This window comes from Idiomarina sp. ST20R2A10, assembly GCF_051842345.1.
GTDB classification, from domain to species: Bacteria; Pseudomonadota; Gammaproteobacteria; order Enterobacterales; family Alteromonadaceae; genus Idiomarina; species Idiomarina loihiensis.
Map to the genome: position 1 here is coordinate 279,666 of NZ_JBNIEY010000003.1, position 16,388 is coordinate 296,053.

General features: G+C 45.5%; 14 protein-coding genes. 11 read left to right on the forward strand and 3 right to left on the reverse strand.

The features are described from left to right. The first annotated feature begins 5 nt into the window (after positions 1-5). From ACP7H9_RS07120 to ACP7H9_RS07155, 8 genes are all read left to right on the forward strand, one after another. Positions 6-674, forward strand: a complete 669-nt coding sequence (locus ACP7H9_RS07120; protein ID WP_439222465.1) for a YoaK family protein — start codon at positions 6-8, stop codon at positions 672-674. A 77-nt stretch (positions 675-751) separates the two neighbouring features. Further along, positions 752-1,801 (forward strand): lipoate--protein ligase family protein, encoded by a 1,050-nt coding sequence (locus ACP7H9_RS07125; protein ID WP_011233562.1) that lies wholly within the window; start codon positions 752-754, stop codon positions 1,799-1,801. Between the two features lie 160 nt (positions 1,802-1,961). Then, the gene (locus tag ACP7H9_RS07130; RefSeq protein WP_082815431.1) at positions 1,962-2,363 is read left to right on the forward strand and encodes a type II toxin-antitoxin system RelE/ParE family toxin; all 402 of its coding nucleotides are present in this window, start codon (positions 1,962-1,964) and stop codon (positions 2,361-2,363) included. After that, positions 2,360-2,662: a helix-turn-helix domain-containing protein gene (locus tag ACP7H9_RS07135; RefSeq protein WP_011233564.1), complete on the forward strand. Its 303-nt coding sequence runs from the start codon at positions 2,360-2,362 to the stop codon at positions 2,660-2,662. The genes ACP7H9_RS07130 and ACP7H9_RS07135 overlap by 4 nt, the downstream gene beginning before the upstream one ends. Before the next feature lie 20 nt (positions 2,663-2,682). Next, complete coding sequence (locus ACP7H9_RS07140; protein WP_034818828.1) at positions 2,683-3,309, forward strand: FMN-binding negative transcriptional regulator; 627 nt, start codon at positions 2,683-2,685, stop codon at positions 3,307-3,309. A gap of 173 nt (positions 3,310-3,482) precedes the next feature. Further along, on the forward strand, positions 3,483-4,328 hold the full coding sequence (locus ACP7H9_RS07145) for a metallophosphoesterase family protein (protein WP_227016361.1): 846 nt from the start codon (positions 3,483-3,485) through the stop codon (positions 4,326-4,328). Positions 4,329-4,499: 171 nt separating this feature from the next. Then, positions 4,500-4,904 (forward strand): hypothetical protein, encoded by a 405-nt coding sequence (locus ACP7H9_RS07150; RefSeq protein ID WP_439222466.1) that lies wholly within the window; start codon positions 4,500-4,502, stop codon positions 4,902-4,904. A gap of 38 nt (positions 4,905-4,942) precedes the next feature. Then, entirely contained in the window at positions 4,943-5,365 is a 423-nt protein-coding gene (locus ACP7H9_RS07155) for a nucleotide triphosphate diphosphatase NUDT15 (RefSeq protein ID WP_439222467.1), read from the forward strand. Between the two features lie 68 nt (positions 5,366-5,433). Here ACP7H9_RS07155 and ACP7H9_RS07160 read toward each other — a convergent pair whose 3' ends face one another. The 3 genes from ACP7H9_RS07160 to ACP7H9_RS07170 all read right to left on the reverse strand — a co-directional run bounded on the left by ACP7H9_RS07160 (position 5,434) and on the right by ACP7H9_RS07170 (position 11,439). Continuing rightward, complete coding sequence (locus ACP7H9_RS07160) at positions 5,434-8,277, reverse strand: TonB-dependent receptor (RefSeq protein WP_439222468.1); 2,844 nt, start codon at positions 8,275-8,277, stop codon at positions 5,434-5,436. Between the two features lie 107 nt (positions 8,278-8,384). Continuing rightward, on the reverse strand, positions 8,385-10,154 hold the full coding sequence (locus ACP7H9_RS07165) for a family 43 glycosylhydrolase (RefSeq protein ID WP_110014192.1): 1,770 nt from the start codon (positions 10,152-10,154) through the stop codon (positions 8,385-8,387). A 250-nt stretch (positions 10,155-10,404) separates the two neighbouring features. Further along, positions 10,405-11,439, reverse strand: a complete 1,035-nt coding sequence (locus tag ACP7H9_RS07170; RefSeq protein ID WP_110014191.1) for an arabinan endo-1,5-alpha-L-arabinosidase — start codon at positions 11,437-11,439, stop codon at positions 10,405-10,407. Positions 11,440-11,612: 173 nt separating this feature from the next. Here ACP7H9_RS07170 and ACP7H9_RS07175 point away from each other — a divergent pair, with 173 nt between their 5' ends. The 3 genes from ACP7H9_RS07175 to ACP7H9_RS07185 all read left to right on the forward strand — a co-directional run bounded on the left by ACP7H9_RS07175 (position 11,613) and on the right by ACP7H9_RS07185 (position 16,386). Continuing rightward, positions 11,613-12,989 (forward strand): MFS transporter, encoded by a 1,377-nt coding sequence (locus ACP7H9_RS07175; protein ID WP_110014190.1) that lies wholly within the window; start codon positions 11,613-11,615, stop codon positions 12,987-12,989. A 27-nt stretch (positions 12,990-13,016) separates the two neighbouring features. Continuing rightward, positions 13,017-13,964, forward strand: a complete 948-nt coding sequence (locus tag ACP7H9_RS07180) for a glycoside hydrolase family 43 protein (RefSeq protein WP_110014189.1) — start codon at positions 13,017-13,019, stop codon at positions 13,962-13,964. A gap of 61 nt (positions 13,965-14,025) precedes the next feature. Continuing rightward, positions 14,026-16,386: a beta-L-arabinofuranosidase domain-containing protein gene (locus ACP7H9_RS07185; protein WP_439222469.1), complete on the forward strand. Its 2,361-nt coding sequence runs from the start codon at positions 14,026-14,028 to the stop codon at positions 16,384-16,386. Positions 16,387-16,388: the final 2 nt, after the last annotated feature.

Consider the following 16,388-nt stretch of genomic DNA (forward strand, 5'->3'; position numbering starts at 1 on the left):
CAGCATTGATATCTAAATTACCTAAATGGATTGAGTATGGCGCGTTTGTGCTGGCGTTTATAGCTGGCTGCATAAACGCTATTGGCTTGCTTGGTTTTGAGCACCAGGCGGTTTCTCATGTTTCAGGTACTGCCACTTTGTTTGGTACCAGTATGCTGTCGGGCTCTTTCGATGAGGTGCTGCATTTGGCCGGTGTGTTGTTCTCGTTTTTTGTCGGTGCCGGTCTGTCTGGATATCTATTGCACGGCACACAGCTAAAGTTAAGCCGTCGTTACGACATTGCTCTCGCAGCTGAATCACTGCTGATATTTGCTTCGTTTTACTTACTGTCTGAAGGATCATTTTACGGTCATTTCACCGCATCATTAGCCTGCGGTATGCAGAATGCCCTGGCAACGACGTACAGCGGTGCCATTGTACGGACTACGCACCTCACCGGTATTTTTACTGACTTAGGCATTATGTTTGGGTCGGTTATGCGCGGCAAAGCTTTCGATAAAAGAAAAGCGGTATTGTTTGGATTAATCATTGCCGGCTTTGTTACCGGAGGAACATCCGGCGCCTATCTGTTCATGTTATTACAGTTCCAGGCGTTGTTAGTACCAGCCGTTATTTGTCTGGCGCTCGCGATCTTGTATCGTGTGCATTATAGAAAATCAGGCCAGCATAAATAAACTCGCCTAAAAGGTGGCTATGTGCTGCTGGAGCTTGGGTGGGTTAATATTCTGAAATGAATTAATTGGGAGAAGTCATGCACGGAGAATATAAAGTACCAGGCGGTAAGCTAGTCGTTGCTGATGTTAATTTAGAAGAGGGCTGCCTGAGTGAGGTCAGTATTTCAGGCGACTTTTTCTTAGAACCTGACTCTGCGCTAAACTTAATCAATGAGGCTTTAACCGGACTACCCGAGACATCAAGCCATAAAACGCTGGCTGCCGCAATTGATGAAGCACTTGATGAAGACGTAATGATGTTCGGTTTTTCCGCCGAAGCTGTTGCTACCGCTGTACGACGTGCTTTAGGTAAGGCTAGCAGTTGGTTAGATCATCAGTTCACTCTTATTCCACCAGTAACACTGCCCGCAGCAGAACATGCCGCGTTAGACGAAGTGATAGCCGATTCAGTTGCCAAAGGTTTACGAGGCCCAACATTACGTTTTTGGGACTGGGACGATTCTGTGGTGGTGATTGGTTCTTTTCAGTCAGTAAAAAATGAAGTGGATATGGCCGCTGCGAAAGAGGCCAATGTGCAAGTTGTGCGCCGGGCGACAGGTGGTGGCGCTATGTTCATGGAACCCGGTAATTGCATTACTTATTCATTAACGGTACCCACCTCATTAGTCGATGGTATGAGCATTGAAAAGTCTTATGAGTTTTTAGATGCCTGGGTTTTGGCTGCGTTAGCTGAGGTTGGTATCAAAGCCTACTATAAACCGCTAAATGATATAGCTTCTGCGCAAGGCAAAATAGGCGGAGCAGCACAAAAACGCTTTGCCAATGGTGTTGTCGTGCATCATGCGACTCTCGCTTATGATATCGACGCCAATAAAATGCTACAGGTATTACGTACTGGCCGTGAGAAACTCTCGGATAAAGGCATTACCAGTGCCAATAAACGAGTTGACCCTATGCGTAGCCAGACAGGTTTAACCAGAACCGCCATTATTGATGCTTTTATGAATCAGTTTACCCAGGCTTATCAAACCCAGGTCGACGACTATTTACCGCAAGAATTATCCGCGGCAAGAGCTCTGGTAGAAACAAAATATTTGACGGAAGAATGGTTATACAAGGTAACTTAAACATGGGAAGTTATTATGATTACCTTCCGTCCAGCTAAGAACCTGACTAACGCTGCAGAGCTGACCCTTGCCAATACGTACACAAAAAAACTCTCTTCACAGACATAAAAGTCCGCGTTCCATGCTGTCTAGATCGCTATGTTTAGTTTAGAGTGTTTGCATGCTTTTAAAATATACCCTAACGGAGTATACTTTGATTTATAAGACAAAGGAATTTGCTTTTTTAATGAAAAAAGAAGCAATGTCTGACGAAGATCTGATTAATGCTTGCAAGGAAATGAGTAAAGGCCTTATTGATGCAGACTTAGGCGGTAATGTTTATAAAAAGCGTATTGCCTATAGCAATAAAGGAAAACGCGGCGGGTATAGAACAATTGTTGGTGCTGTTATAGGTAAAAAGTACTTTTTCCTTTATGTGTTTGCGAAAAATAAAAAGACTAATATCAGTTCTAAAGAGAAGGTTGCTTTAAAAGAGCTAGCTAGAATGTTTATCAGCTTTGATAAAAAGCGGTTAGGTAAGCTTGTCAAAGAGGATGAGCTTATCGAGGTAGGTGATTTATGAGTGATATTTTAAAGTCTGTTCATAAAACGGCTAAGGGTTTGAAAAACTCGGGTGTGATAGATAAGACAACGATGCGCAAGTTTGATGCGTTGTGCTTGACCACTGTCCATGAGTTTTCCGCTGAACAGGTTAGAGCTCTTAGACTGAAATATAAGTTATCACAGCCCGTATTCGCACAATATTTGAATGTCAGCGATAAACTGGTTAAGAAGTGGGAGCAGGGCGACAGTAAGCCACGCGGAGCGGCGCTTAAAATGCTTTCTATTGCTGAAAAAAAAGGTTTAGAAGTTATTGCTTAAACTAATTTGGAACCCTAAGAATGTACGTACCAAAGCATTTCGAGGAAGATGACAACGCAAAGTTGCACCAATATATTCGCGATTACGGTTTTGGCATATTAATTGTTGCCGATGAAGATGGCATTGAGGCAAACCACCTTCCTTTTCATTTAAGTCGCGAAGAAGGCGAATCTCTAGGAACGCTTCAGTGTCACGTGGCACGTAATAACTCGGTATGGCAGCGCCTTAAAAATGGTGGTCGCGTGTTAGCCGTTTTTCAGGGACCGGACGGTTACGTTTCTCCTTCGTGGTATCCCTCTAAAGCAGAATCAGGGCGAGTTGTACCAACTTGGAATTATCTGGCTGTGCATGCGGCAGGTAAAGCGAGAATCGTTGAAGATGCAACTTGGCTAAAGCAGCATTTAATGAAACTAACAGATCAGCACGAGTCAGGAATGAAAGAGCCCTGGCAGGTAAATGATGCCCCTGAGGACTTCACCGACCGCTTAGTTAAGGCTATTGTTGGTATAGAGATAGAAATTGAAACCCTGACCGGTAAATTGAAAGCGAGCCAAAACTTGCCAGAACGAAATAAAGCAGGAGTTAAAGCAGGTCTTGAAGGCAGTGATCAACCGCAGAGCTGCGCGATGTCTAAATTCGTTAGTTAGTAAAAGCTGATTTTAGCGATTCGACTGCGGTATCAGTGTACTCTCTGTCATTAAATCGTCATGCCATTGACACATTCATTCGATAGCATCCGGCCTCGTGATTAAACACCAACACAGAGCGTTGCTATATGTCCGTAACCCGAGTCTTATCTGTTATTTCCTTGCTAGTATGCATGACCTTAACCAGCGTTTTTGCTAATGGTGCTGAGGCTTCTCGTTCTGACGACAGTCTGGTATTGAAGTTTGCTGTACTGGGTGATGCTGAGCCTAAACCCAAAGCAGAATTCCCGGGTGTGTCAGCGGCCGTTGATGATGTAAACAAATTGGCGGAAGACGGCACTATGGATTTTGTTGTCGGGGTAGGTGACATTGCGCATAAAGGCACGGTGATTCAATACGAAAACGTGACACCGGTACTGCAGCGCCTGAGCCTGCCGTTCTATCCTATTATGGGCAACGAGGAGCATGGCTCTACTGTAGAGCGCTACCTGAAATATGCGAACTTGTGGAATGACGGTAAAATTTCCATAGAGAAACCAAGCTATGTTCTGGAGCGCGACTCTGTTGCTTTGGTGTTCGCTTCTCCGGATTTCGGTCGGGATTTTGGCGACGAGGGCATTGCCTGGATGAAGGAGCAAATAGAGCGTTTGGCTCCGAAACCTGTACTGCTTGTTGTTCACGGTGCACAAACGGGTGTGTACCCTGAAAATGCAGATAAAGGTGTGACGCACGAAGGGTTTAAAGGCATTGTTGCGCAACCGAATTTAGCAGCAGTGATATCGGGCGATTTGCATATGGATATGGAACGGGTTAATCATTCTAAGCAGATTGATGGTGTTCATTATTTACATATGCCTGCACTGGAACGTACAAAAATACCGGACGAAACTCGTCACACACCGATGTTTCGTGTGTTCAGTATTTTTGATGACGGACAGGTACTGGTAGAAACCTACCAGGTAGACGTTGAAAAACCGCTGGCGCGGCATGAATATCGGTTTGAACTCCCTGATAAATAATGTTTTAAAAAGCCTGTCGGAATAGTTTCCGGCAGGCTATTCTCTATATTTTTTCCCATCAACTAGCCTTTCTGATAAGTTGTAAAGATAAAGCAAACCTTCCCCAAAGTGCCTGAAGTATCGATAATATAAACAACTTCAACTATCTCATTAAACGCACAAGGGATTGTAATGACAGACTTCAAAATGGATGAAAAACTACCTAACTCTTTGCGATGGTTTTTGAGCCAAAACCTGCATAACTTTGCTCCCTGGATCCTGTTGGACAGAAACTCTCAATACGAATTTATTACCGAAGGTGTTGGGGGAGGAGGAGCCGGCACGGGAAAGGTTTATGTTTTTGCTCGCCGTGAAGATAACGGTAATTTTGCGGGGTTGGAAATAGTTGCGAATAAAATTACTGATAGAGTGGTTTGCTTTCATCCATATGCTTTGGCCGGTGAATCGGAATTAAGCTGGAACGTCGTTAACGCAGTATACGAGGATGTATTCGTATTTGTGGGGAAGCAAGTTATGCCGGACATGCAGGCGATGGCAAGAGAGAAAGACGCCGCTGATTTATTCTGGAAAGAATAAAGGCGAGCTAACGTATTAACTACAAGGAGGTTTTATTTATGTCTTCACCGCAGGTTGGAGTGGGTGTTCTTATCATTCGAAATGGTCGTGTACTTCTGGGTAAAAGGAAAGGCGCTCACGGCGCTGGTACCTGGTCTGCGCCAGGCGGTCATCTCGAATTTGGCGAGTCGATTGAAGACTGTGCACGACGTGAAGTTCTGGAAGAAACTGGGCTTGAACTGTCGAGTGTTCGGAACGGGCCTTTCACCAACAATGTGTTTCAGGCAGATAATAAGCACTATGTAACCATTTTTGCGCTGGTGGAGCCTTTGAACGGAGAAGCTAAAACTCTGGAACCGGATAAGTGTGAAGGTTGGGACTGGTTTGACTGGAATGAGCTTCCGCAGCCGTTATTCCCGCCGTTAGCGACGCTTATCAGCCAGGGTTATACACCCCCGCTAACAAGCAACTCAAAAGCTTGAGCAGCAGAGCAAAAAAAGCTACCAATTATTGGTAGCTTTTTTCTAGTTGGCTTATTCCGTAATCTAAATTAGAACGAGTAACGCACGCCCAATGCAAATGTGCGTGAGTAAATAGCGTTACTAAAGTTGAACAGATTATCGTTTCCTTCGCCGTAATAGCTCTGGTAAACGTCATCAAGAATATTAGTTGCATCAAATGTAACTACAAAATCATCGGTAACGTCGTAGCTAAATTGGAAATCTAAACTTTGTTCTGGACGATTCCAAAATTGTAATGGGTTAGCGAATATAGCTGCTTCATTGCCCGTGTAGAACTCTGAACGCCATACATAGGATAAACGCATGTCGAACGAGTCACGCTCGTAAATACCGACAATGCTGTATGATTCATCTGAAACACCAGCCATGTTCGAGTCAATATAATTAGAGATATTACCTTCTTCATCATAATCCGGGGTATCTTGTGACGAATCAAGCAAAGTGAAGCTGGCCTGTACGCCTAACCCGTCGAGCATAGAGGGTAAGTTTTCAGGGAAATAAACAGCCCCTAATTCAAAGCCAGACAACTCGCCATTAGACGCATTTACAGGTGCACTTAAAACATAAGGACGGGTTACACCATCATTACCTTCACGAACAACGGTTTTACGGCCAGGAACTACAAGCCCTTCTATTTCCCGCTTAAAGTAAGCACCATAAATTGAACTGGAATCTGCAAAATACCACTCTAATGATAAATCGTAGTTTTTCGATTCGGTCGGTTCAAGATCCGGATTACCGCCGGTACCCTCACCATAAGTAGCACCTTCGGTGAGCGGGTCAGTCCAGTACTGCAGTGCGTTTAAGTCAGCAAAGGCAGGCATACGTAGAGTTTCGGTATAAGCAACACGACCAACAACATCGTCAGTAATATTCCAGTTTAACATTAAACTAGGCAGTATTTTGCTCGCCTCAGCTTTAGCTGAACTTGACTCAAACACATTAGTATTTGTGCCCGTTTCAGCTGTAAACGCCATATCTTGTTTATATTTAACGTAACGGACGCCAACTTCACCACTGATATTCTCTGTTAAGAAGAAATTTGTCGTAGCGTATAACGCATAAGATTCTTCTTGAATATCAAAGGTTTTATAGACATCTTCGGCTTCGAGCCCATAAATATCGCGTATTACACTGGCATTCTCAAGTAAGTAGCCGCCATCCGAAGTAATAAAGCTGTCGAATACATCGGCACGCCCATCGAGGTAGTCATCAACTTGGTACACTACGCCCGAACCATCGCCCGATGCACCACCGGCTTCCAGTTGTTCAATTAAACTTGCTACCGATGTATTTGCAATTCCACTTTCTTGAGTACGAGTAAAGGCTTCAGCTGTACGGTCTTCATAACGCCCACCAAACGTCACTTTATTAATGTAGGCATTACCAACTAAATACTCGGCATCAAAGGTAAAGGCTAAAGAGTCACCCCGGTTACCGTCGCCGTTATCATAGAGAGTGCCCGCGTTCCAGTTCTCAACCGCCGCCATATCGGCTTCGTTTACAGCAGTATTCGGGTCATCCCAAAATGAGATGCCAGGCATGCCATCATTATCATTGAAATCAACATCCAGGCCCGGCGCTACACGGTCAAAACGCATAGCGAAGAAATCACTTTCATATTCACTTTCTTGGTACACAATTTCAGAGTTAATAGTCAAGTAATCGTTGGGGAGCCACTCGGCACCTAACGCATACAAGTAGCTATCAGTTTTTTCTGCGTTAGAGTCACCACTTTGAAAACCTCCCGTGCCAATTGCTTGCTTTTCTTTTACGACGTTAGTGCCATCGAAAATGGTTGGCGCATCAATAGTGCCATTACCGTTTTCAAAAGTGTTTGAAAACCATAAAGCATTTTGAGAGTTATTTTCATACCCGGTATAAAAACCTTCCGCTGTAATCTCTAGTGTCTCATCAAGTGCCCATTGTAATGAAACAGAAGCTGCCGGACGTTTTCTTAGACCTGTAAAAGAAGTACCAAATATGGCATCACGGGCTAGTAAATACTCTGTCGGTACACCATTAACATCGAGCGTTGACCCCGGTGCTGTTGGCAATCCGCTTTCTCGGCCACCCTGCCAAATCAGATTATCTTGTGAATCTCTATTGGGAATACGCGAGTAAGGTGAATAACCTGTTGCGGGTTGATCGGTAAAAAATGGAAATGCTGCGCCTGCAGTAATAGTGTCATCGCGGTAGTGGGTTTCTGCGTAAGACACATTAAGCAGTGCCCCGAACTCGCCTGCACCATCAATCTCCCAGCGATCACTGACCAGTGCACTGATATTTGGATCTATTTCATCCGGTTGATCTGAATAAATACCTCGAGCCGCTAAAACAAACTTTCCGTCATCGAAGTCGAATGGGCGATGAGTTTTTATGTCAATTGAACCTGCAATACCACGTTCAACGTGCGCCGCTGAACGGGTTTTATAAACGGTAACACCCGATAGTAAACTGGCAGGAATATCTTGTAGTGAGACGTCTCGACCCGCACCGGTAAAAATATTACGGCCGTTCACTGTCGTATGCACATCAGTTAAGCCGCGGATTGACACAGTGCTAACTTCGCCCGCACCACGCCCTGTAGTTTGCACACCGGTTACACGCTGCAATGCCTCAACTACGTTGTTATCAGGGAATTTACCGATATCTTCAGCAATAATTGCATCGACAATTTGCACACTGCCGCGCTTTTCAGCTAATGCCTGATTCAAACTGCCACGTATGCCTGATACCTGAATTACTTCCATAGCATCAGTGGATTCTTCTTGTTGCGCCGCATTTTCGTCTTCAGCTTGTTGCTGGGCTAAAGCCATTCCTGGCATTAAAGCCAGCATAATTGACGTTGCTAGTAATTTTTTCTTAAACATGAAAATTTCCCTTCCTATCTTGCCGCTAACTTTTTTTGTTTTATTGATAGTGGCGTTTATTATTCGAATAAAACCCGAAGGTAACCTTACTGCTATAAGTTATTGTTCTACTGCACTTGTCTTATAAAAAAATGCTGACATAAGGTGTCATTAGCGGGAGCCTGGTTAATGGACATCCCCTCCTTAAGTCCGCAGCTTGCTAAATCGAGCGTTAAACCAGAGTGACGTGAAATAACTTCCATAGCGCCGCTGCTATGAAGTTGTAGTTTCCACTGACCAGCATCACTCGCACACTCACCTGTGGTGACAGTTGCACCGGCGGCTAGTGAGTTATTTTCAATAGCCAGACACTTTTCGTTTGCTGTATTAACCAGATTTACAAAGCCGTGTTCGGCGTTGCGAATATGCCAGTGTTGCGAAGTCTCATTCATCCAATTCTGTTGTACTAATGTGTTGTTTTTCAGGCTGGCAACTTTGCCGCTTTGACGACTCTGCATTACGACCGGCTCATTCGTGCTTAACTGCCACTGGCCCTGCAATGTCTCGTCCGATTCAAGGTTGGTGAAGGACAAGTAGCCATTGTCGTCGGTGCTGACTTGCCATTTCTGGCAACTTTTATTTTCCCAGGCACTATTATCAGTGCCGCATTTGGCTGCTGTCAGAAACTCACCTTCAGCATTAGCCAGACGAAACTCACCGTGACCAACTGGGTCAATAACCCACTGGTTCTCGTTGGTGCATTCAGCTGTCGAATCAGCATCAGCCAAACATTGGTTATCTGCAGCATTACGAATAACAAAAGAGGTGCCTTGTGGAGTCACCTTGAATGGACCGTCTTCGCCTGAAGGTACTTTTATGGGTTCTCCTGCCGATACAGGCTCGCCAAAGTTCGGGGTTCCATCGTCGTTCCAGGTAAATGGTTGTGCCCGCAATGAGCGAGTCGCGCTGCACCCATCCGTTTCTTTGCTGTTGCCGTGGTATATGATCCAGTCTTCGGTACCGTCAGGAGAAGAAAAGAAGCCGTTATGTCCGGGACCATACACACCATTGCCGCGTTCAAAAACGGGTTCTGGGTTTTTCTCCCAATGGTCTGGATTCAGAGGGTCGCTCCCGGTTAGTTCGATAAGCCCCAACTTATAGTCCGGCGTGTCGCAATAACTGGCAGAGTAAATAACAAAGGTTCTGCCGTCTTTCTGTAAGGTTTCGGCTCCTTCAGTTACTGGGCGACCAGAGCGCTCCCAGTCGTATTCCGGGCGGGTTAATACCTTGCGCTCGCCGGTTATGGTCCACGGGTTTTCCATTTCAGCAATCCAGTTCAACTGAGCTTCGTCTTCCTGGCCGGCGTTTACCCATTCGGACCACAGTAAGTACAGTTTGTCGTCGTACTGTAGATAGTTTCCGTCAATGTTCCAGCTGTCAGGCATAGGTGAGCCTTTAAGCGTGTAAGGACCCATGGGATCATCACCGGCACTTTCGAGTACCGTTAAGTGTTGTCCGCCAAGATCTTCCTGACGGCCAGAAGTAAACATCATGTACCAACGGTAACCGTCGGGACCCTCTAACCGATGAAATTCGTATGCCCAAAAGTTACAGCAACGTTCAGCGCTTGTTTCTGACCAAAGGTAAACCGGCTCGGCGTCGGCCAGACCGGCTAAAGTTGGGGATTTACGCATGACGAGCTGAGACGTCCAGGTGGTCGTTGTCAGGTAATAGTTACCATCAAAGTACTCCAGCCAGGGGTCTGCGCCGTTTTCGTAAATTGGGTTTGTAAAAGTGTCAGATGCACTTTCTTCGGCGTAAGTGCCAAAAGCTGGCAGCAGGAAACCTGCGATGACCAATGCTTTTAACTTCAATGATGAAAACTTACCTAAAGCCATATTCTCGTCTGCCTTATTCTTATTCGTTTATTAACACTCGGCTAATGAGGTTGACGTTCACGTTAACTGTATTTGTATTACTATATTACGGTTGAGTGTATGACCAGTATTTAACCGTTGCAACCCTAATGTTAAAAAAAATCAGTTGACGTTTACGTTAACTGGTTTTTTCAGGGCAAAAATAAGGGAAGCTTTTTCAGAGTTGATTAACTCCTCAAAACGCTTCCCTGTATAGGATGTCAGGCTGATTTTAGTCTTCTTTTATGAGCTCACTTTTGTAGTTTTCAAGTACCGACTTATCGATTTCTGGCCACCCATCCGACCAGTTAACCGGGGCTATTTTTAGCTTTTGCAATCCATTATCGGCGGCTTCATAAGCATGAAAAACTAAATAATCAGTGTCTCCAAAATTATAAATACTGTTGTGACCAACGCCGTACCATTCGTCATTACCCTTCAGCACGATAGAGCCACCACCTTTCGCCATATCGACACCGTCTTTATCGAGGTAAGGGCCTTTTACATCTTTTGAACGACCAACGGCCATATGGTAGGTGCTATCTGCTCCCCGGCAGCATTTTCCATAGGAAACGAATAAGTAGTAGTAATCGTTATGCTTGAAAATAAAGGGCGCTTCAATTTCAGCAGGTCCGGCTTCAGCGTCAGGTGTAAACGCGGGTCGGTCGAGTTTAGCCAGGGTATACCACTCTTCGGGCTGGGCAATCTCGGTCAGGTTATCTTTCATTTTTACCAGCTTCATACCAGCCCAGAAAGAACCAAAACTCATCCAGGGCGTACCGTCGTCATCAATAATGATGTTCGGATCAATTGCATTCCAGAGGTCACGGTTAGGTACCGACTGAACGACAATGCCTTTGTCTTCCCATTCGTACTCAGAAGAGTCTTGGTCTAAAGTTTTATTCACTGTCACGCCAATAGCAGAAGTATTTTCGCCAAATTGTGAAACAGAATAATACAGGTAGTACTGATCATTGTGGTGAAAAACATCCGGAGCCCATAAGTGACCACCAAATTCTGGTGCAACTTCTTTAGCCCACTCGGGTTCGCCGGCAAAAACGCGTCCTTCATGTTGCCAGTTTTCCATATCGTCTGAGCTATAAAACGTAATACCAGGGCCGGTGGAAAAGAGGTAATAGGTATCCCCTTCTTTAGCCATGACCGGATCGTGAATACTCACTTGTTCTGCATTGACGAAGGAACTCAGGCTGATAGAAGCTGAGATGGCCAGTGCGCTAAGCCACTTAACTGAATTGTTTTTAGGCATAGGTGGAACCCCTTATTTATCTATGTACGCTTTAATTATAAGAAAATTATTTACGTTAACGTAAACTGAATTACCTACTGTCAGGTATCTTGACACCCACTTATAAGTAATACAATATGACCAATCAAAAAATTCGATAACAAATTTATAATGATGTGCCGGACGGGGGATGTGTGAAAACACAAAAATTAACAACGCTGGAGAAGGTTGGTTTTGGCTCTGGGGATATGGCTGTAAACGTCGTCATATCCTCCATGATGCTCATTATAACTTTCTTCTACACCGATATTTTCGGTCTAAAACCTGAAGATGTCGGGCTACTTTTACTTTTAGTCCGGTTTGTAGATGCTTTCACCGACCCGTTGATGGGGGTTATTACGGACAAAGTGGATACTCGCTGGGGACGTTATCGTCCTTATTTTTTATTCTTCTCCGTTCCCTTTGGCATTTCTGTTTTCCTGACATTTACCACGCCTGATTTAGACTACGCCAGCAAGTTAGTGTGGGCATATTCCACTTATATCTTCATGACTATCATGACGACGGCGGTCACTATCCCTTACATCTCGCTTATTGGGGTGCTGACCAACGACCCTAAAGACCGCTTGTCTGCCAACGGTTATCGTCTGTTTTTTGCGAAAATAGCGGCGTTTCTGGTCACTATTATTGTACCTATTTTGGCGGCGCGTTGGGGCGAAGGGCAGGAAGCTCAGGGCTATCAGTTTGCTATGGGGCTAATGGCTTTAATGGCAACAATACTCTTCCTGTTTTGCTTCTTTACAACAACAGAGCGGGTACGTCATGAAATTAACCCGAAATCGTTGTGGCAGCAGTTTAAAGTCCTGTTAAAAAATGACCAATGGCAAGTTCTGGTGGGCGCCTGTGTTCTGGGAACTATAGGTTATGTCATTCGTGGTTCTGTCGCGGCTTACTATGCTAAGTATTATCTAGGGGGAGGAAGTACTCTGTTATCAATGTTCCTGGCGACAGGGGTGATAGCCGCATTACTCGCTATGATAGCGTCTACCTGGATCACTAAGCGCTATTGCAAAGTAAAGTTGTTTCGCTATAGCCAGGTAGCCGTTGGTGTATTAAGTGTCATGTTGTTCTTTTTCGTTAACCCTAACGACGTTGTCATGGCTTTTGTCTTGTATTTTCTTGTGTCTTTCGTGGTTGATTTGCATGCTCCCGTCTTCTGGTCAGCTATATCAGAGTCTGTCGATTACGGTCACCATGAAACCGGTGAACGGGTTTCGGGTCTTGCTTTTGGTGGTATTTCTTTTGCGCAAAAAGCGGGAATGGGGCTAGCTGGATTTATTGTCGGGTCTCTTCTGACCTTTTTCGGTTACGTTCCTGACCAGGAACAGTCAGACTTTGCGCTGTTTGGCATTGCCCTGATGCTTAGTGTTGTTCCGGGCTTATTCCATACGTTAACAGGCATGCTGATGTTTAAATATAAAATTACAGACAGTTACTTCAAGACCATCAAAGCCGATGGGTTAGAAGGCGAAGAAGTGGTTATTCCAACGTTAAAATCTGAAAAGAAATAAAGTATTAACAATAGCGATAGAGGGCATATGTCAATTTTAAAACCTTTAATAGAACAACGAGCTGATCCTTTTATTTATAAGCATAGCGATGGATTCTATTACTTTACTGCGTCGGTGCCCGCCTACGACAGAATAGAGTTAAGAAGAGCGCAGACTATAGAGGGGCTTGCTGCTGCTGAAACGGTCTCGGTATGGCATAAGCCGGATACCGGCCCTTATTCTGAGCTTATCTGGGCTCCTGAAATTCATTTCAATGAAGGCGCCTGGTATGTGTATTTTGCCGCGGCTCCCAGTCGCGAAATTAAAGATGATTTGTTCCAGCATCGTATGTACGCCATTCGCTGTAAAGACGAAAATCCGCTAACTGGGGAGTGGGAATTTCTGGGGCAGATAGACACGGGTATTGATACCTTTTGTCTTGATGCAACTACCTTTACTCACAAGGGCCAGCTTTACTACATGTGGGCTCAAAAAGAGAAAGACATTCCGGGTAACTCTAACCTTCTGATCGCGACGATGGAGAACCCATGGACGCTGTCGTCAGAGCCTGTTCGCCTGACCATTCCTGAATTTGAGTGGGAGTGCCGAGGCTTTATGGTAAATGAAGGACCCGCGGTGCTGCAGCGTAACGGTAAAGTCTTCGTGACTTACTCTGCCAGCGCAACCGACGAAAACTACGCCATGGGTCTATTGTGGGCGGATGAAAACGCCGATTTAATGGATCCGTCCAGCTGGCATAAGTCGACAAAACCTGTGTTAGTAAGCGAACCTAAAGATGACGTTTTCGGTCCCGGACATAACAGTTTTACTGTCGCCGAAGACGATGAGTCTGTATTGCTGGTTTACCATGCCCGTACTTATACTGAAATTGAAGGTGACCCATTGTGGGATCCAAACCGCCATACTTATGTGAAGCATTTACGCTGGGATGAAGATGGCATGCCTGTTTTTGGCAAAGCGTCCAGAGACGAGTAACAACGAAAACGAGTAGTGTCCCCTTGACCACGCCAAAGCGGGGTCTTTTTTGGAGTTGACTATGAAATACCTTATTCCATTATTGTTTGCCCTTTCTTTCCTTTCCCATGCCCAAAGTCAGTCGGTAGAGACGGTGCCTTTACAGAAGGTTAGTTTGTTACCCAGCCCTTTTAAACACGCGCAGGATACTAATCTAAACTACTTACTTGAGCTGGATGCTGATCGTTTGCTCGCACCTTATCGCCAGCAGGCAGGTATTGAGAGCCCAGAGCCAAGCTACGGTAACTGGGAAGGCGACGGTTTGGGTGGACACATAGGCGGACACTACCTAAGTGGGTTAGCATTGACTTATGCTGCAACCGGCAATGAAGAAATACACCAGCGTTTGCAGTATATGCTGAACTCACTGGCAGAAGTGCAGAAAGCCAATGGTAATGGTTATTTAGGTGGTATTCCAGGTGGTGAAGCCATGTGGGAAGAGATTCAGGCTGGTAATATTGATGCCGATCTTTTTGTGCTGAACGATAAATGGGTTCCCTGGTATAACCTGGATAAAGTCTATGCTGGACTGCGTGACGTTTATCGCTATACAGATAACGAGAAAGCGCTGCAGATGTTGCTGGCTCTGACAGACTGGACAATTGAATTAGTCAGTGAATTGTCTGATGAACAAATTCAGCAAATGTTGGTGAGTGAGCACGGTGGACTGAATATTGTATTTGCCGATGTCTATGAAATTACGGGCGAAGAGAAATACCTGCATCTGGCACGGCAATTTTCCCACCAGCAAATTTTACAGCCTTTAAGTCAGCATAAGGACCAGCTGGACGGTCTGCATGCCAATACCCAAATCCCAAAAGTGGTAGGTTTTGAGCGTGTGCATGGTGTCGCGGGTGATGAGGCTTATGGTGAGGCCGCCGAGTATTTCTGGCGGAATGTTGTCAAAAAACGCACTGTTGCTATTGGTGGTAACAGTGTGCGTGAACACTTTCATGACAGTGACGATTTCAGCGACATGATTGAGGACGTTGAAGGGCCGGAAACCTGTAACAGTTATAACATGCTCAAGCTGTCCAGGTTGCTTTATCAGCGCGGTGCTGAAACCCGTTATATTGATTACTATGAGCGCACTCTGTACAACCATATTTTATCTTCGCAGCATCCGCAAAGTGGCGGTTTGGTTTACTTCACGCCTATGCGGCCGAATCACTACCGGGTTTATTCTGCAGTGCATGATGCCATGTGGTGCTGTGTTGGCTCGGGTATTGAGAGTCATGCCAAGTACGGGCGTATGATTTATGCCAGTGATGAACAGTCTTTATATGTGAATCTGTTTATTCCTTCACGTCTGCAATGGCAGGAGCGGGGACTGGATTTAACCATGAGCACCCGCTTTCCGGACGACGACTCCGTTAGCATTACCATTAACCAAAAAACTGATGTGGCTCTGAAGTTACGTTACCCCAGATGGGTGGAAGCGGATCAGCTGAGCCTCAGCGTTAATGGCGAAGCGCAGGAGGTAAGCGCGTCACCCGGGGAATACATTAGCATTCAACGCAACTGGGAACGGGGTGATAAGGTTGAACTGAGGCTTCCTATGCAGCTTTCCTTAGAGCAAATGCCGGATAAAAGCGATTACTATGCGGTGTTATTCGGGCCTATTGTTCTGGCCGCGAAAACCGACCCAATGCCGGGCGAACAGCTTAATTTTGTCGCCGACGACAGCCGCATGGGACACATTGCTCAGGGAGAGCAGTGCCCGCTTGAGTCTGTGCCTATGTTTGTTGCCGACAGTCCTGACTTTTTGGACAAAATAAAGCCAGTACCCGGTGAACCACTGACCTTTGAGGTTAAAGATCTGGTGCAGCCAGCACAGAATGGCAGTACGCGGTTAATTCCATTTTTCCGGCTGCACGATTCGCGTTACATGCTGTATTGGCCTTATAGCCCGGAAGAAAAGGTCGACCAATTCCGCGCCGCTCAGTCGTCGTTGAGTGAAGAGCGCCAACAGTTAGAAGAGCTGACGGTAGACAGCTTAATACCGGGCGAGCAGCAACCTGAGGCGGATCATTACTTCAAAGGGGAAGATACTCAGGCAGGGGTTAATAACGGTGATCACTGGCGTGATGCCTCTGGCTGGTTCAGTTATGAAATGAAGAATCCGAAAGGGCAGGCCAGAGTATTAAGACTGACCTACTTTGGTGGCGACAGCGATCGTCGGTTTGACGTTTTGGTTAACGGTGAGCGATTGACCAGTGTGCACTTAAAGGGAGAGCAGGGGGCTAAGCTGTTTAGTCGCGAGTACGAGCTACCTGAAGAGTTGCACGATGAAAGTAAGTTAACAGTACGTTTTGAAGCACATGAAGGCAGCATTGCTGGTGGCATCTACGGCGTTCGCTTGCTAAAACACGCCGTAGATTAGCC